The organism is Anaerobacillus sp. ABR4_321 (assembly GCF_056158505.1).
In genome coordinates, this window is sequence record NZ_JBSWTK010000001.1 from 293,459 (window position 1) to 310,483 (window position 17,025).

Sequence of the window (17,025 nt, forward strand, 5' to 3'; positions counted from 1 at the left end):
AACGATGTGGTAACGTTCAAATAGAATAATGAATGACCATTCAATCAATTTTTGGAGGGATGACTAATGGCGACACAAAAGCAAATTCAACTAGCGAAACGACCTGAAGGTATGCCATCTGATGAGCATTTTAACTTCGTAGAAACAGAGGTTCCATCACCGAACACTGGAGAAGTACTCTTAAAGACCCTTTATCTAACTGTTGACCCATATATGAGAGGAAGGATGACGGATGCTAAATCTTACGTCGCACCTTTTCAACTTGATGAACCGATCGATGGTGGCGTGATCGCAGAAGTCATTGAAACACAGTCAGAGAAGTTTAACAAAGGGGATATTGTCATCGGGCATCTAGGCTGGCAGGAATACTCTGTTGCAGCAGAGGACAACTTACGTAAGATCGATCCCGAAGCTGCCCCTGTAAGCACCCATCTAGGTGTTCTTGGAATGCCTGGTCTTACTGCTTATTTCGGCTTACTCGACATCGGTCAGCCAAAAGAAGGTGAAACCGTCGTCGTATCTGGAGCAGCTGGAGCAGTAGGTTCTGTTGTAGGACAGATTGCGAAGATCAAAGGCTGTAGAGTTGTCGGAATTGCTGGTTCAGATGAGAAAGTACAGTATCTAACGAATACGTTAGGCTTTGATGAAGGAATCAATTATAAGACATCAAACGTCTATGAAGCTCTAAAAAGCGCATGTCCTGATGGTATCGACGTGTACTACGAAAACGTTGGCGGCGAAATTGGAGATGCAGCGTTCAGTTTACTCAATAAGTTCGCCCGTATTCCGGTTTGTGGTGCAATCTCTTCTTACAATAAAACTGAGAAAGATCTTGGACCACGCGTACAGACGAAGCTCATCAAATCGAGTGCACTTATGCAAGGGTTCGTTGTGAATGATTTTGCAAAACGTTTCCAAGAAGGTGCAGAAGCACTTGGTAAGTGGGTTAAAGAAGGACAGTTAACTTACGAAGAAACGATCGTGGAAGGATTCGAACGCATTCCTGAAGCCTTCATCGGACTCTTCGAAGGGAAGAACCTCGGAAAGCAAATTGTAAAGGTAGCTGAGCCAGACATCGCTGTATTGCCTCATAATTAAGTAAAAGTCGCCCGCTTTCGAAGAAAGCGGGCTGATTTTTATTATTCTTTTTGTCCACGAACCTATCATATTGGTTATCTGTCCTTTTTTCGAGGAATAGTATTAACAACAGACTACTATTTAGGAGGACAACGATGATAAAATTACTCCTTAATATTCTTGCCTACCTACTTGTTATCACTGTGAATGCACTAGCAAATATCCTACCGCTCAACGGACAGACTACTGGAGAAATTTCAAACAAGCTTGACGTACTGTTCACTCCAGCAGGGTATGTCTTCAGCATCTGGAGCCTCATCTATCTACTGCTAGGGTTATGGATCCTTCGTCAATTTCCTAAAGATCGTCGCAACTTACCCATCTATCAAGAAACAAGTGGACTGTTTGTTTTAAGCTGCTTATTGAATAGCCTCTGGATCTTCATGTGGCATTATGAGTATTTTGGAGCTTCCGTTCTCGTAATGATCTTATTACTTCTCACGCTCATCCGACTTTATGTGAAGGCAAAAGCGGCAGACGCCTCGTTTCTCGACCTCTTACCTTTCTCTGTTTATCTCGGATGGATCAGTGTTGCCACCATCGCAAACATCAGCTACTTCTTAACGTATATCGATTGGAATGGATTTGGTCTTTCAGCATCATTCTGGACTATTCTACTAATGATCGTCGCTTCAGTTCTTGCGCTTTATTTCCTGAAATACGAAAACGATTGGGTGTATCCGCTTGTGATCGTATGGGCATTGATCGGGATCGGTGTTCGTAATCAAGGCGATGTACCAGCAGTTGTTTTCACAGCTTATGGCCTTGCGATCGTAATCGCACTAGTTACGTTTATCTATTTGGTGAGAAAAATTAAGAAATAAATAAATCCCCTTTCCATTCCGGAAAGGGGATTTCGTTTATGCTAGAGATTTAAAGTCTTGTCCTAGTATTTCTTTCATACTATGGACGGTAATAAACGCCTTATGATCAACACTGCCTACATGTTTCTTTAGCTTCAGTAGATCTTTTCTTCCTAGGATCGTCGTGATCACTTCTTTTTCATCTGAAGTAAATGCACCGCGTGCCGTATGAATCGTCGCGCCTTTTCCTATTTCATTAACGATGAACGTACGGATTTCTTCACTCTCTTTGCTAATGATCACAATTTCTTTCTTAGCATCAAACATTTGAATTGTATAATCGATCACGAAACCATTCAGAATTACACCAAAGATCGCATACATACCAATTTCAGGACCGAATAGGAAAATGGAAAGCATTGCAATTGAAATGTCCGAGATCAATACACCTTTACCAACATCGATCGAAAAGTACTTGTTGATGATCATCGCAATGATATCCGTACCACCGGTGGAAGCTTTTTGATGAAAAACAAGTCCCATTCCAGCAGCAGCAATACACTGGCCAATGATAAGTTGAATCAGGATATCCTGACTAAATGGTTCCGTTATTGGAATGAATCGTTCAAGCAACCATACTGCTAAAGATAGAGCAAAGCTTGAATAAATCGTTTTTACTCCGAATTTGGGACCGAGAAACAGAATTCCAACTAACAAAAGCACTGCGTTCAAAATAATCATAAACATACCGACGGACAAGTTTGGGAGAAGATGGTTCATCACGATCGACAAACCGCTGACTCCCCCTGTTGCGAGACTGTTTGGAGATAGGAAAAAATGCACATGGGTAGCTACGCCGAGCGCCCCTAGTGTGATAAGCAGATAAGTTTTGATGTGATGAAGCATCATGTATCCCTCCCGTTGTTTTGTTTTCGTTTCATAAGCACAATCGGGATTATAATAGGGATTCATAGGTTTGTAAACAGCTTAAACATAAGATTTATTAAGCAAGCGTTTCCAGTTTTAAAATAGGCACATATTACTATGAATTTTTGTTGTTTCGACAATAATTTACATATATTATCATAATTATCTAACTATATAGACAATATTTTTCTCCTTCTTTCCCTGTCTATTTTCTTCAATCAAACGTTTGTTTAACCTTCACTACGTTCTACTATTTCACCGCAAATCGTGGTAAAGTAGATTCAAAAGACGCAAAAGGAGCCATAGGATGGTCATCATTTCGGTTATTATCGTCGTTGTTATCATGACGATTGTTATAGCTGCAGCCTTCGGTCTAGCTGTTTCTAAAGGATATAGCGTTAAACATACTGTAGATCCACTTCCTGAAGATAAACAACGATATTATGGTAAGGAGGAAAGTGAACATGAACGGACAGAATCGAAGTAATATCGAGCCCGGTAAAGAAGTAGAGATTGTTTTGAAGAAGGACCAACGTACCGGTAAATTAACAAAAGGCATTGTAAAAGATATTCTTACTAAATCCGCTAATCATCCACACGGCATTAAGGTACGCCTTGAAGATGGACAGGTCGGTAGAGTAAAAAGCATTCTATAGAAAAGAGATCAGGTTCGCTTTACCTGATCTCTTTTCTTATTAATGGTGACAATTCACCTCTATAAAATACCTTTAACTCATGCAATGCACGTGTACAGCCTACATAAAGAAGCTTTGCATCCTGCGTATTCTCTTTATAGTTCTCTTTTGATGCATCCGCTAGTATAACTGCATCGAATTCCAGCCCTTTTGTGAGGTAGATTGGGGTGATCGAAACTCCCCCAGAGTAAGAACGATTCTCCGCAGTTATAAGGTTTACTTCTACGTGGGCTTTCTCTAAAGCTTTATAAAGAACCTGACATTCTTCATCCGTTCTACCGACGATTGCAATCGTATTTATTCCTCGGCCCTGCATCTCCACCGTTGTCTGAACTAAATCTTGCGTATAATTTTCATCAATAACTTTCTCATCGACACGTTTACCACTACGAAATACCGGTACTGCTGGTCTCACAGGTACATTCGCATGAGAGATAATGTGGTTCGCATACTCAATAATCTCCACAGTAGATCGGTAACTTTGCTCAAGTTCTATATAAAGCTCTTTCCCTTTAAATAATTCACCGAACTCACTCCATTGATGAATACCCTTGTAACCGTGTATCCCCTGTGCTAAATCTCCAAGTATCGTGAATGATTGACTTCGGTTAACTTTCTGCAAGATTGTAATTTGGAACGGTGAGAAATCCTGCGCTTCATCGATTACAACATGCTGCAATTTGTCGTCGTCTCGTACTCCATATAACTTAAATTGCAGGTACAGCAAAGGGGCTAGATCTTCAGTCGAAACTGCTTTTTTCCTAAGCCTCTTCTGTGTTTGCTTCACAATATCCTCTGGTAGAATACTGCTGGCATTGTCGGTGAAACCAGGCTTACTCTGAAATAACGTTTTGTAAAACGTGAGAGCAGTATGCTTAGGCCATTGCTTAAAATAGTTCTTCAGCTCTGCGTTCGCTTTTTTACGATACTCTTTCTGAAGATGACTTCCCTCTAGTTTCTTCACTTCGTCTTTAATCCAAAGTTTTATACGATTCATCAACATGTCTCGTTGTTTACCTAAGGGATAAACATGGAGGTCCTTCATCCATTGTGTCATCTTTTCAGCTGTTATGATCGCACCTTCCCATGCTTCAAACGGTCCAGGAGTTCCTATCGAATCTGAAAAATGTGTAAGAGCAGAATCTAGCCAATCCTTAAACCTGATCGATCCCTTTAATCTTCCTTCACTCTTATCAAAAGATAGGTCCTCTCCCTCAGGCTCAAACCACTTACTGAGGAGAAGGTCTGACTCTTCTAACTTTACTGTATCTTCAAGCTTCTGGAGCACCCAATCAGTAAATGTAGACTGTTGGATCCCTCCTACTCCAAGTTCAGGAAGAACGCCTGAAATATAATCGAGGAACATTCTGTTTGGTGCAAATATAATCATACGATCTGCTATGACCGTTTCACGATATTCATAAAGAAGATACGCGAGACGGTGAAGTGCCACCGTTGTTTTCCCACTCCCTGCTACTCCTTGAATAATGAGGGGTGTGGTTCGTTCTGCGCGGATAATATCATTTTGCTTCGCTTGGATGGTTGAGACGATATCTCGCAACCTGTTATCCTTTGCTTCACTCAACCTGTACAATAGAAACTCATCAGATCCAGATAAGTCTTCACTACCTTCTACATAAGAATCAACAACTCGTTGGAGCTCTTGATTTCGTATGACGATGTTTCTCTTAAGTTCAATATTTCCTTCCACTATGCCGTCAGGAGAATCATAGTAAGCTTCTTCCTCTCCTCCGGTAAAGGAGTAGAACATACTCGCGACAGGCGCTCTCCAATCGACCACGAGGGTTTCCTGGGTTTCATCGTCTGCCACTCCGACCTTCCCTATGTAATAAGCCTTCGTATCTTTATGATCTTCTTGAAAATCCATACGAGCAAAGTAAGGTTCCTTAGCGGCAATTTGTAACGATCCTCTGTTTTGTTCGCGAATACTTTCGAGTACTTGCTCTGTTACATCATCCCCTGAGTACTTAGGATATCGATTCAATTTTTCTTTCTGCTGATTGATCTCCGCAGCGATTTGTCTGAGTTGCTGCTTCTCTTCACGATAGGCACTTTGAATTTTTTCATCCAATTCAGTTACCTCCTTTAGAGATATATTTTTTAAGAGACAGAAAACTTATCTTACCATAAAACAGCCTAAAGAACAGCATGTTTTCGGAAAATTTAAAATTAAGTTGCATACCGACGAATAAATATGAGAAGACATAATAAAAGCTCCTGCCACACTGTAACGGGCAGGAGCAAAACTCTTCTATACACTTACAGGCTGTGCTTCATTTTCAAACGCAATGACAGCTTCTTCAAAAATGCGTAAACCTTCGTCCATTTGTTCTTTCGATACAATGAGCGGTGGAATCATACGGATGACTTCCTGATGCTTTCCGCATAGATAAAACAAAACACCTTTTTCAAGCGATAAATCCAGGATACGCATCATGCCTGCTCCATCTGGAGCACCAGTTTTCGGATCGATAATTTCAATCCCGATCATAAGACCAACACCCCTGATTTCACCGATTACTTCGTGTTTAGATTTTATTCTTTGAAGACCCTCTAGTGCGTATTCTCCCATTTGCCTTGAGTTTTCCAGAAGCTTTTCCTCTTCTATTACATCAAGTGTTGCGAGTGCAGCTTCACAAGCGATCGGATTCCCACCAAACGTTGTGCCATGGGTTCCCATCGGCCATTGGCTCATCAACTCTTTCGATGCCACCGTTGCACTAAGGGGCATACCTGATGCGATTCCTTTAGCGATGGCCATAATGTCAGGATTCACATCGAACGTTTGTGCAGCAAACCATTCCCCCGTACGCCCAAAACCAGTTTGAACTTCATCGAATATCAGCAAGATGCCGTGACGATCACAAATTTCACGAACTTTTTGCAGCCATTCTTTAGGTGGAATAATGTACCCACCTTCACCTAAAACAGGTTCAACGATCATACAAGCGACCTCTTCAGGTGTCACCTGATGATCAAATAATCGCTCCACATCTTTCTCAAGCTCTGCAACACAGTACTCGGCAGGATCGAGACCTTCTGGACAAGCTTTAACATCTGCATAAGGAAGTTGATAAGTCAGTCCGTTCGGTTGTAAAAATTTTCGATATTTACTTTTCGACGTACTCACACCGAGCGCACCGAGAGAACGTCCATGAAAACAACCTGTGAAAGAAACGACGTACTGACGTTTTGTAACATACTTTGCGAGCTTCAACGCGCCTTCGATCGCCTCTGTTCCGCTATTTGCAAAGAAGAAACAATCTAGATTTGATGGCATGATGCCACCCAGTCGTTCAGCTAGTTCTAAGATCGAATCGTACATGATTACGCCAGACGGTCCATGCATGAGTGAATCCGCGCCTCTTTTGATTGCATCGACAACTTTTGGGTGACGATGCCCTGTATTCGCAACAGCAATACCCGAGGTGAAATCTAAATATTTTGTTCCATCAGCACCGTAATAGTAACACCCCTCTTCTTTTACAACAGGAAGGTTAGGATGATCTTTCGCCATACTTGGTGCTAATAGTTCCGACATACGATTGTATCTTTCTTCAAATGATGCGTTCATTGTTTGTCTCCTCCTTAGATGTTAATTAGAAAAATAAATGAGCCATAACGACGATAATAGGTAGTGTAATAATTGTTCTTTGGATGAAAATAATCGCTAATTCTAGCACAGAGATCGGAATTTTTGACTTCACTAGTAATATACCGATTTCAGACATATAGATGAGCTGCGTTAAGGAAACAGCTGCAATCACGAAACGAGTTAATTCACTCTCGATTCCTGTACCTATTACCGCTGGCAAGAACATATCAGCGAATCCAACGAGCATTGCTGGTGCAGCAGAAGCAGCTTCAGGAATCTGCATCCACTGAAGGATTGGAACGATCGGCATTGCTAAATACGTGAAGAACGGCGTAAATTCTGCAATGATCAATGCAATGGTTCCTAGCGCCATCACGAGCGGAATAAGCGCAAAGTAGATATCAAGTACGGTATGAACGCCTTGACGAGCAACGGCCTTTACACCTTTTACTTGAGATGCTTTCTCTAGAGCCTTTTCTAACCCCCATCTGTAGTTTGAAACGCCCTCAGGAACGTCTTCAGAAATTTGCTTCCCTGTTACCTCATAATAGGTATCTTCTTTTCTAGAAAGAGGTGGAATTCTTGGGCAAACAACCGCTGCTACAAGTCCAGCAACGACAACTGTGAAGTAAAATGGAACAAACATGTCCTCAAGACCTATGAAACTAATAACTACTAAACTAAATGCAATGGAATTAATAGAGAAGTTTGTAGCAATAACTGCCGCTTCTCGTTTTGTATAATAGCCTTCTTCATATTGTTTTGTTGTAATCAATACGCCTACTGTGCCAGCACCCATCCATGATGCCAGTGCATCGATCGAAGAGCGGCCAGGTAATTTAAATAGCGGTCTCATCACACGTTGCAGTGACGTCCCAATAAAGTCCATCAAGCCAAACTCAAGAAGTAGCGGCATCAACAAGCCAGCAAACAGAAACCATGCTGCGAGTACAGGTACGAGTGCATATAGCATCGTCCCACCCGATACGTCAGAAATAATGAATTCAGGACCAAACGTATATAATGTCATTACTGCAAAAATTGCCCCTATTGCTCTAGTGGCAATCCAGAACCAGTTCACATAGAAAAGTTGCTTTAAAAACGGTCTTAACATAATAGACTTTGGTTCAAAGATCTTTACAAAAATAGGAATGATTGCAGAAACTACTAAAACGGCCGTCATCAATCCTGGAAGTACTGGCTCTAGACCTGCTTGAATCGATTCCGCCATGATTCCTACACCGATCGTTATCTTCCCATTAAATGGTACGGGAACAAGGAATAAAAGGACTCCGATGAGTGATGGGATAAGAAACCATAAATAATGACTAAGTGGACGAGTCGATACGGTACTTCCCCCTGTACCCTCGTACGAATAATTTTTTTGCTCTTTTGCTTCCATTGGTCACGCCCCCTGTTTTATATTAATACAAATTCTTGCATATTAATAAAAAAGAAGCAAGAAGAGATTTACTCCTTTGCTTCTTTTTAATGCAAGACCCGTGCCAATTATCAGTTTATTCTGTATTTTTTAAGTTTTCTTACCACGCTCGGTTGGCTTATCCCTAGTGCTTCCGCTATTTTTGTCGTTGTTCTAAATTTACGTTTGGCTTCCTCTAACCTCTGTTTTTCTAGTTTTTCTAACGAAGATTGTAGACTCTCACTCGTATTATTCATTTTTGAATAGGAGTCTTGGTGGATTCTATACGTATCTGGTAAATCATCCAGGTGAATAGTAGATGAATTTGAGGTGACCACAACACGCTCGATCAAATTCATTAATTCGCGAACGTTCCCCTTCCAATCAAGCTGACTCAACTCGTGTAAAACCTGCTTATCCATTACTCGTTTTCTTTTATACTCCTCGCAAAATTTGCTCAGAAAGGTATGAATCAGAGGAACGATATCTTCTTTCCTTTCTCTAAGGGGTGGAATGATAATCGGTACAACGTTTAGGCGGAAATATAAGTCTTCTCGGAACAACTTTTCTGTAACGGCACTTTCTAAATCTCGATTTGTTGCACTAATCAGCCTGAAATCCGAATGAATTTCTTTTCTGCCTCCTACACGATAAAAGCATTTATCCTGGATTAGTTTCAACACTTTCACTTGATTTGAAAGAGATAGTTCTCCGATCTCATCAAGAAACAGCGTTCCACCTTCAGCCATCTCAGCTAATCCCATCCGACCGCCTTTTCTAGCTCCTGTAAACGACCCATCTTCATATCCAAAAAGCTCAGCTTCAAAAAGAGCATCAGGTATCGCACCACAGTTTACTTCTATAAAAGATCCGTCTCTCCGCTCACTATTGTTATGTATGAACCGGGCCATCTCTGATTTACCTACCCCTGATTCACCTAATAGTAGAACACTAACATCGACACCACAAATTTGTTTCGCAGTAGCAACTAACTTCCTCATTTCATCGCTACGCCCAACGATTCCATCTTCTGTATGTTGGGACTTCAGCCAATTAAGTTCGGTGCGGACCCGCTCGACTTCAGCAGACATTTCTTCCATTCCAGCTTTTATTTCCATAAGCTCTGTAACATCATGTGAATAGCTAACAATTCGAATCAGCTTCCCGGTCTCATCATGCACCGGCACACCTGTAACAAGTAGTTTTTGACCATCTTGACCCGTTTGGACAAACGTCACTCGCTTATTCGACCGAACTACCATTGGCGTAGCTAGAGGGGTAAACAACCCTTCTTTCTCAAGCTCGTATACTGAGCGGCCCATTAGGTCCTTTGCCTTCACTCCATAGACAGTCCCGGTTCCTTCACTCGCTTTTACAATGATTCCATTTGGATCTGTAACCAAAATATCATCCTGAAGTGAATGGAAAATTGCTTTGTACTCATTCCAAGCATCCATTGTATCCCACCTATTATTCGTTTATGAATAAGTATTCTATTTTTAGTCTCAATCCTTGTCATAGCTGTATTAAGTTAATTCATTTTTGAATAATCTGTACTTTCATCATACCATATCGCTCTGTTTCAAAAGCAAAATTCTTTCCATTTAAAAACAAGAAAGATAAACTATTCTTTTAAATGAAATAAAGGAGGGTTTCCATTGGAAAACCTAAAAGGCAAAACAGCACTTATTACTGGAGCAGCTAGAGGAATTGGGAAAGCAGCTGCAGTGAGATTAGCAGAAGAAGGCGTAAATATCGGAATGATAGCAAGAACGGAAGAAACACTTCAAAGCGTAGCAAAAGAAATAGAAGCCAAAGGTGTGAAAGTAGCGTATGCTGTTGCAGATATTTCTTCCAATGAAGAAGTCACGACCGCCGTATCTCGTATTCGTGAAGAACTTGGTCAAACAGATATCCTGATCAATAACGCTGGTATTGCTAAATTTGGAGGTTTCATGGACCTTGAGGTTTCTGATTGGGAAAAGATTATCCAGGTTAACCTTCTTGGTGCTTACTACGTTACTCGCGCCGTCTTACCAGATATGATCGAGAGAGAAACAGGCGACATTATTAACATTTCTTCAACCGCTGGTCAGAAAGGCGCCCCTGTAACGAGTGCTTACAGCGCTTCAAAGTTTGGTCTGCTCGGACTAACAGAATCACTTGCACAAGAAGTGCGCAAGCACAATATTCGCGTTAGTGCCTTAACACCAAGTACAGTTTCTACTGACCTTGCTGTTGAAAACAATTTAACAGATGGAAACCAGGATCATATGCTTCAACCTGAAGACATGGCGGAGTTTATGGTTTCTCAGTTGAAGTTAAACAAACGTGTGTTTATCAAAACAGCAGGACTTTGGACAACAAACCCGTAACTCGCCTTAATCAGCCTATCAGGCTGATTTTTTTATGCTCTCTTTACCCTCCTTACATTTTGGACTATGACAACCCACCAATAGCGTAAGTTAGAAAAGTGTAGAACCTGTTTGGAAGGGAGAGGAAATGTTTGAACGAACAATACCCGACTCTTACAAGCCTCGTTGATCCATATGTATATGAGACGCTCCAATCGATCACAGGAAGCATGGTGACTGTTGAAACAACGAGAGGATCACTTCGTGGTGTCTTACAAACCGTTATGCCAGACCACATCGTGGTGCAAGTAAAGCAGACTCCTTTTTTTATTCGAATTCAACAAATCGTCTGGGTGTTTCCTAACTAATAAGATGGGAGGCCAATTATGTTTAAGCGAATCAATAAGCAATTGATTGAACTTCCCATCCCTGATCACGGTGACGCTAACGCAGCTGCAGCGGTTCAGGATTTATTGGGCGGAAAATTTGGTGAGATGTCAACGCTAAACAATTACATGTTTCAGTCTTTTAACTTTCGACAAAAGAAAAAATTAAAACCCTTCTACGACCTTGTCGCAAGTATTACTGCTGAGGAATTCGGTCATGTTGAGCTCGTTACAACTTCCATCAACCTATTAACAAAAGGAAGCTCTTTCCCTGGTCCACCGGATATCACGCCACTTCAAAACGGGAAAGATGTTCGAAACACCGCACAATTCGTTTCAACCGCTCAAACGGCTCTAGGCGCAGACTCGATGGGAAACTCCTGGCGAGGGGATTACGTTTTTAGTAGCGGAAACCTCGTTTTAGACTTAATGCATAACTTCTTCCTCGAAATTGGTGCCAGAGCGCACAAGATGCGCGTCTATGAAATGACCGATCACCCTACAGCAAGAGAGATGATTGGCTATCTGCTTGTTCGAGGCGGCACGCACGTCCTCGCATATGCAAAAGCGATAGAAATCGCGACAGGCACCGACTTAACCAAGATGCTTCCAGTGCCAAACTTAAGTAATTCAAGTTTCGACTACGCTAGAAAATTTGAGGACCGGGGGTTGAATAACGTCCTTTACACTTGGAGTGATGGAGAGTATCAAGGCATTCGTCAAATTTGGAAAGGCACGAATCCTGAAAATGGCATGCCTTTACAAGTTATTGAAGGCACACCTCAAGGTGCAAAAATCCCTAGTCTAGACGATTTACCAGAAGAATTTGCCCCGGGTATCACTAGGGACCATTATGAAGAGATCGCAAAACGCTTGATGAAGAATATGTAAAAACACCTGCTTTCCATTTTGGAAAGCAGGTGTCCTCTTTTACCAGATCGATTCAACCCATTCAGGATGATCGATAAAAGGGTTTCGATTATGCTGATACTGATTATAAATCACATCATTACGGTTTCTCTCAAAGTCATCTACAGGATCCATCTCATGCCATGCTTTTAATACAGAAACTTTCCCCATGTATGGAGCAGAACCATTGTTAACGAGATCATTAAGCTCAAGATCTAGTTCTCCGCTATCTCCTTCGTAACGTACAGCCATATAAAATATCATTCTAGCTACGTCACCTTTTACACTGTCTCGTGGTTCCCATGAATCACTGTCAGAATAGTTTCCTCTCGCTTCAGTATTCTCTGAACCTCCATTATCAAAGTCTAGGTTACCTCTTGAACCGTTTACGGTTACATCAGTAGGACGTAGATGATGGATGTCTGTCCCTGGTCCCATCGCAGTTCCGAAATCACCGTGAGATTTCGCCCATACGTGTTCACGGTTCCAATCGTCGACATTGCCTCCGTTCTCATACTTACTCTTAGACCAACCGCTATATAGTAAGAGAACGTTATTAGGATTAGCTGGGTCTTCGTCAGTCACTCGAAGCGCATCCCACACTTGACTATATGAAAGCTCTGTATGGTCATCGATAATCATATGGAGTTCTGATTTCAATGCATTTCCTGTTTTTCCTTCAGCAGATTGATAGTACGTACCATAATCCCCTCCAGAACCGCCGTTTCCGTCATTTCCTCCGCTACCGCTACTTGTTAACTCCATTGCAGTAACGCTTTTTTCACCTGGGTGTGCAAAATAATCAGTCAATGAACCCGTTACTTTAATTTTCTCACCCATTAATTCAGGGTTACTCTTCAACCCAAATTCACTTCTAAACTGTGATGGAATTTGGACATACAGCATATCATCCATGTTTGATTCGCCCGCTTGATCTGCGATCGCCATCGCATAGTCATCTTGAAAGTTACTTGTCGAAACAGAAGTCGTCGATTCAGGCTTTCCAACGATGTATCCCTCTACCGTTACACCTGACTCCCCTTGATTCGCTATTCCCTGAGCTACTGAATACGGTGATGCAGCCGTTCCAGAACCAGACGCGTTTGAAGGTGTGATTGACATGTACAAAAAGACAAGTGAAAGAGCGACCATGATCACGACAGTGGTTAGTACACGATTTCTAGCAGTAGTCATATAATATCCTCCCCGGTTTAATAGCCCGCTTAAGGCTACTACTAGATTAAACGTACCGTATTAAGGTGAATGAAACACGATGTAAATGTTACTTAATTTTATCGTGACTTTAGAACTAAGCGCACGTTTTAGAAGACTATCGACCTAGATAACTTCATGAAGTTACCAAAGATTTAACCTGCCTTCACCTTTCATCAAAGCGTTTTGTCATATATAATCAATGAAGATTGTTAAACATTAAATAAAGGGTGTTTCCTATGAGTATATTAACCGTGAAAAACCTTACTCACGGATTCGGTGACCGAGCAATTTTTGATGATGTTTCATTTCGTCTATTAAAAGGTGAACACATTGGACTGATCGGTGCCAATGGAGAAGGTAAATCTACGTTCATGAACATTATTACAGGTAAACTTGAGCCTGATGAGGGGACCGTCGAATGGTCTAAAAACGTAAGAGTCGGCTACCTCGATCAACACACTGTGTTAGAACGAGGCATGACGATTCGCGACGCATTAAAAGGTGCGTTTCAATACCTGTTCGATTATGAAGCAGAAATGAATGAACTGTTTGCAAAGATGGGAGACGCTTCCCCTGATGAATTAGAAAAACTTATGGAGGAAACAGGTACTCTCCAGGATGTGCTAACAAACAACGACTTCTACGTCATCGATGCAAAAGTTGAGGAGATTGCGCGTGGACTTGGTCTCGATGAAATTGGACTTGAAAAGGATGTTCAAGATTTAAGTGGCGGTCAAAGAACGAAGGTTCTTCTAGCAAAGCTTCTCCTAGAGAAGCCTGAAATCCTTCTTCTCGATGAGCCAACAAACTACCTTGATGAACAGCATATCGTCTGGCTTAAGCGTTATTTGCAGGAATATGAAAATGCGTTCATCCTCATTTCACATGATATTCCTTTCCTGAACAGTGTAATAAACCTGATCTATCACATGGAAAATCAAGAGCTAACAAGATATGTCGGTGACTACAATAACTTCCTTGAAGTATATGAAGTGAAAAAGCAGCAATTAGAAGCAGCTTACAAGAAACAGCAGCAGGAAATTTCACAGCTTAAAGATTTTGTAGCACGAAACAAAGCTCGAGTAGCAACGCGGAACATGGCGATGTCGCGTCAGAAAAAACTCGATAAGATGGATGTCATCGAACTTGCAAAAGAAAAGCCAAAACCTGAATTTAATTTTAAGCAAGCGCGAGCATCAGGTAAATTGATCTTCGAAACGAATGATCTCGTTATCGGATACGAAGAACCTCTATCTCGTCCTCTCAATTTAACGATGGAGCGTGGACAGAAAATCGCGCTCATGGGGGCAAACGGTATTGGGAAAACCACTCTTCTCAGGAGTATCCTTGGGGAAATTAAGCCGATAAGTGGATCAGTTGAAAAAGGCGACTACCTTTATATCGGATATTTCGAACAAGAGATCAAAACGAAATCCAATAATACATGTATAGAAGAAGTGTGGAAGGAATTCCCTCACTACAGCCAGGCACAAATTCGAGCAGCGTTAGCAAAGTGTGGACTTACAACAAAACACATTGAAAGCAAAGTAGAAGTACTGAGCGGAGGCGAAAAAGCCAAAGTTCGCCTTTGCAAACTGATGAACAACGAATCGAACCTGCTCGTGCTCGATGAGCCTACAAATCACCTTGACGTAGAAGCAAAAGCAGAATTAAAACGTGCTCTACAAGAATATAAAGGCAGCATTATCTTGATCTCACACGAACCTGAATTTTATCAAGATGTTGCGACTGACGTTTGGAATTGCGAAGACTGGACGACCAAACTTGTGTAATGCATCTAACGAGGCTTACCCCATTTAGGGGTAAGTCTTTTTTTATTGGTTTCTGAATGAATGAAAACATCTTGGAAAAAATAGGAACGTTGAATACGTTAGGAGGTTATTGAATTGACTGATAAGAATGCGTGGCCACAGTCTCCAGAACCCATTTGGCGGGTAGGGAAGCAACAAAGTCCTCACTCTGCTCTCACTGAGAATATAGAAACAGATGTGGTTGTTGTTGGTGGTGGAATTACAGGGATTACTTCGGCTTATCTTCTCGCAAAAGAGGGACTACGCGTTGTACTTCTTGAAGCAAACCAGGTATTGAACGGTACAACAGGACATACCACTGCAAAGATTACAGCGCAGCACGACCTGATTTACGATGAATTTCTAAATCACTTTGGAAAAGAAAATGCACAGTTGTATTACCGTGCTAATGTTGAAGCATTGAAATTTATCAAACAAACGATTGATCAAGATTCCATTTCTTGCTCATTTTCAGGGGAAGATGCTTATCTTTATGCGACTACCCCAGAGTACGCAAGAAAATTAACAAATGAAATGCGTGCGTACCAACAGCTCGGCATTCATGGAGAGTTCGTAAACAGCCTGCCACTTGACCTTCCAATAAAAGCTGGCATCAAGATGCCAAACCAAGCTCAATTCGATCCAGTTGCTTATTTAACGCCTCTTCTCAATTCGTTCCTACAAAATGGCGGGAGGATTTATGAGAAGACTGTCGCGGTCGATGTTCAAAAAGGGACGAATCCAGTTGTTGTGACGAAGAATGGCTCAACCGTTACATGCAAACACGTGCTAGCTTGCTCACATTTCCCTTTCTATGATGGAAATGCCCTCTATTTTTCTCGCATGTATGCTGAAGCTTCTTACGTTGTAGCAGCATCCACGAAATCTGAATTCCCTGGTGGAATGTATTTAAGTGCAGAAGACCCTAAGAGATCGATGAGAAGTCATACCTTTAATGGTGAGAAGCTTGTACTCTTCGGAGGTGAGAGTCATAAGACCGGTCAAGGAAACAGATTGAGTGATCATTACAAAGCGCTTAAGTTCTTTGCAGAGGAAACGCTTGGAGTGAAGAATGTACTCTATCGCTGGTCGGCCGAGGACTTTTATACGCTAGACAAGCTTCCATACATAGGACCTGTTACATCCAAGCAGGATAACATCTTGATCGCTACTGGGTTTCACAAATGGGGCATGACGAACGGCACTACGGCTGCTCTTTTGTTCAAGGACTATGTAATGGGGAATACGAATCCATATCAAGACCTGTTTTCCCCATCACGCTTCTATGCGGATCCGAGCATCAAAACATTCCTCGTACAAAATGCGGACGTGGCTGGTCAATTTGTGAAAGGGAAATTGTCTGTTCCAAAAAAGAAAATCTCAGAATTGAAGCAAGATGAAGGAGCCGTTGTCCGTATCAACGGAAGAAGGGCTGGAGCATACAAAGATCAAGAAGGATCCGTTCACCTCGTCGATACAACTTGTACCCATTTGTATTGCGAGGTCGAATGGAATGATGGAGACCGAACGTGGGATTGCCCTTGCCACGGCTCTCGATTCGGGGTTGATGGTAAAGTGATCGAAGGACCGGCTGACAGACCTCTTACCAACTTAACAGATGAGCTCGAATAGTTTTTAGCTAGGAGGATTTCCTTCTGGCTTCTTTTTTTATGGAAAATTCGAGTGAAACACTCTATTTCCGCGGAAATAATTCAACAATCGATTCGGTTCGACTCTATTCTTAGAAGCTAC

At 41.7% G+C, this 17,025-nt stretch carries 15 protein-coding genes; 9 read left to right on the forward strand and 6 right to left on the reverse strand.

What is annotated here, in order from left to right; all coding sequences use genetic code 11:
• The first annotated feature begins 66 nt into the window (after positions 1-66).
• Both ACXADT_RS01640 and ACXADT_RS01645 read left to right on the forward strand, forming a co-directional pair.
• Positions 67-1,098, forward strand: a complete 1,032-nt coding sequence (locus tag ACXADT_RS01640) for an NADP-dependent oxidoreductase (RefSeq protein WP_270182673.1) — start codon at positions 67-69, stop codon at positions 1,096-1,098.
• Between the two features lie 134 nt (positions 1,099-1,232).
• Positions 1,233-1,961, forward strand: a complete 729-nt coding sequence (locus tag ACXADT_RS01645) for a tryptophan-rich sensory protein (RefSeq protein WP_474833035.1) — start codon at positions 1,233-1,235, stop codon at positions 1,959-1,961.
• Positions 1,962-1,997: 36 nt separating this feature from the next.
• On the opposite strand, the gene ACXADT_RS01650 is transcribed toward ACXADT_RS01645, so the two are convergent.
• On the reverse strand, positions 1,998-2,846 hold the full coding sequence (locus ACXADT_RS01650; protein WP_270182751.1) for a YitT family protein: 849 nt from the start codon (positions 2,844-2,846) through the stop codon (positions 1,998-2,000).
• 328 nt (positions 2,847-3,174) lie between these two features.
• Here ACXADT_RS01650 and ytzI point away from each other — a divergent pair, with 328 nt between their 5' ends.
• Together ytzI and ACXADT_RS01660 are read left to right on the forward strand one after the other, a co-directional pair.
• On the forward strand, positions 3,175-3,354 hold the full coding sequence (ytzI, locus tag ACXADT_RS01655; RefSeq protein ID WP_270182675.1) for a YtzI protein: 180 nt from the start codon (positions 3,175-3,177) through the stop codon (positions 3,352-3,354).
• Entirely contained in the window at positions 3,332-3,523 is a 192-nt protein-coding gene (locus ACXADT_RS01660) for a YwbE family protein (RefSeq protein WP_270182676.1), read from the forward strand. The genes ytzI and ACXADT_RS01660 overlap by 23 nt, the downstream gene beginning before the upstream one ends.
• A 19-nt stretch (positions 3,524-3,542) precedes the next feature.
• Here ACXADT_RS01660 and ACXADT_RS01665 read toward each other — a convergent pair whose 3' ends face one another.
• From ACXADT_RS01665 to ACXADT_RS01680, 4 genes are all read right to left on the reverse strand, one after another.
• Entirely contained in the window at positions 3,543-5,642 is a 2,100-nt protein-coding gene (locus ACXADT_RS01665; protein WP_474814905.1) for a HelD family protein, read from the reverse strand.
• A 192-nt stretch (positions 5,643-5,834) separates the two neighbouring features.
• The gene (locus tag ACXADT_RS01670) at positions 5,835-7,157 is read right to left on the reverse strand and encodes an aspartate aminotransferase family protein (protein WP_474814384.1); all 1,323 of its coding nucleotides are present in this window, start codon (positions 7,155-7,157) and stop codon (positions 5,835-5,837) included.
• Positions 7,158-7,182: 25 nt separating this feature from the next.
• The gene (locus ACXADT_RS01675; RefSeq protein ID WP_270182678.1) at positions 7,183-8,580 is read right to left on the reverse strand and encodes a YjiH family protein; all 1,398 of its coding nucleotides are present in this window, start codon (positions 8,578-8,580) and stop codon (positions 7,183-7,185) included.
• Between the two features lie 110 nt (positions 8,581-8,690).
• Positions 8,691-10,055, reverse strand: a complete 1,365-nt coding sequence (locus tag ACXADT_RS01680; RefSeq protein WP_474814386.1) for a sigma-54 interaction domain-containing protein — start codon at positions 10,053-10,055, stop codon at positions 8,691-8,693.
• A 201-nt stretch (positions 10,056-10,256) separates the two neighbouring features.
• Between ACXADT_RS01680 and ACXADT_RS01685 the strand changes: the two genes are divergently transcribed.
• The 3 genes from ACXADT_RS01685 to ACXADT_RS01695 all read left to right on the forward strand — a co-directional run bounded on the left by ACXADT_RS01685 (position 10,257) and on the right by ACXADT_RS01695 (position 12,229).
• On the forward strand, positions 10,257-10,973 hold the full coding sequence (locus ACXADT_RS01685) for a 3-ketoacyl-ACP reductase (protein WP_474814388.1): 717 nt from the start codon (positions 10,257-10,259) through the stop codon (positions 10,971-10,973).
• 131 nt (positions 10,974-11,104) lie between these two features.
• Positions 11,105-11,320: a YuzF family protein gene (locus ACXADT_RS01690; protein WP_270182681.1), complete on the forward strand. Its 216-nt coding sequence runs from the start codon at positions 11,105-11,107 to the stop codon at positions 11,318-11,320.
• Positions 11,321-11,338: 18 nt separating this feature from the next.
• Positions 11,339-12,229 (forward strand): manganese catalase family protein, encoded by an 891-nt coding sequence (locus ACXADT_RS01695; RefSeq protein ID WP_270182682.1) that lies wholly within the window; start codon positions 11,339-11,341, stop codon positions 12,227-12,229.
• A gap of 39 nt (positions 12,230-12,268) precedes the next feature.
• Here ACXADT_RS01695 and ACXADT_RS01700 read toward each other — a convergent pair whose 3' ends face one another.
• Entirely contained in the window at positions 12,269-13,441 is a 1,173-nt protein-coding gene (locus ACXADT_RS01700) for an endonuclease (RefSeq protein WP_474814393.1), read from the reverse strand.
• A 257-nt stretch (positions 13,442-13,698) separates the two neighbouring features.
• On the opposite strand from ACXADT_RS01700, the gene ACXADT_RS01705 reads away from it, so the two are divergent.
• On the forward strand, positions 13,699-15,255 hold the full coding sequence (locus tag ACXADT_RS01705; RefSeq protein ID WP_270182683.1) for an ABC-F family ATP-binding cassette domain-containing protein: 1,557 nt from the start codon (positions 13,699-13,701) through the stop codon (positions 15,253-15,255).
• A gap of 114 nt (positions 15,256-15,369) precedes the next feature.
• Positions 15,370-16,905: an FAD-dependent oxidoreductase gene (locus ACXADT_RS01710; protein WP_474833037.1), complete on the forward strand. Its 1,536-nt coding sequence runs from the start codon at positions 15,370-15,372 to the stop codon at positions 16,903-16,905.
• Positions 16,906-17,025 lie beyond the last annotated feature (120 nt).

What these genes read in the sequence shown, in the direction of transcription:
- ACXADT_RS01640 (WP_270182673.1), top strand. Translation starts at nt 67, where the DNA reads ATGGCGACACAAAAGCAAATTCAACTAGCGAAACGACCTGAAGGTATG.
- ACXADT_RS01645 (WP_474833035.1), top strand. Translation starts at nt 1,233, where the DNA reads ATGATAAAATTACTCCTTAATATTCTTGCCTACCTACTTGTTATCACT.
- ACXADT_RS01650 (WP_270182751.1), bottom strand. Translation starts at nt 2,846, where the DNA reads ATGCTTCATCACATCAAAACTTATCTGCTTATCACACTAGGGGCGCTC.
- ytzI (WP_270182675.1), top strand. Translation starts at nt 3,175, where the DNA reads ATGGTCATCATTTCGGTTATTATCGTCGTTGTTATCATGACGATTGTT.
- ACXADT_RS01660 (WP_270182676.1), top strand. Translation starts at nt 3,332, where the DNA reads ATGAACGGACAGAATCGAAGTAATATCGAGCCCGGTAAAGAAGTAGAG.
- ACXADT_RS01670 (WP_474814384.1), bottom strand. Translation starts at nt 7,157, where the DNA reads ATGAACGCATCATTTGAAGAAAGATACAATCGTATGTCGGAACTATTA.
- ACXADT_RS01675 (WP_270182678.1), bottom strand. Translation starts at nt 8,580, where the DNA reads ATGGAAGCAAAAGAGCAAAAAAATTATTCGTACGAGGGTACAGGGGGA.
- ACXADT_RS01680 (WP_474814386.1), bottom strand. Translation starts at nt 10,055, where the DNA reads ATGGATGCTTGGAATGAGTACAAAGCAATTTTCCATTCACTTCAGGAT.
- ACXADT_RS01695 (WP_270182682.1), top strand. Translation starts at nt 11,339, where the DNA reads ATGTTTAAGCGAATCAATAAGCAATTGATTGAACTTCCCATCCCTGAT.
- ACXADT_RS01700 (WP_474814393.1), bottom strand. Translation starts at nt 13,441, where the DNA reads ATGACTACTGCTAGAAATCGTGTACTAACCACTGTCGTGATCATGGTC.
- ACXADT_RS01705 (WP_270182683.1), top strand. Translation starts at nt 13,699, where the DNA reads ATGAGTATATTAACCGTGAAAAACCTTACTCACGGATTCGGTGACCGA.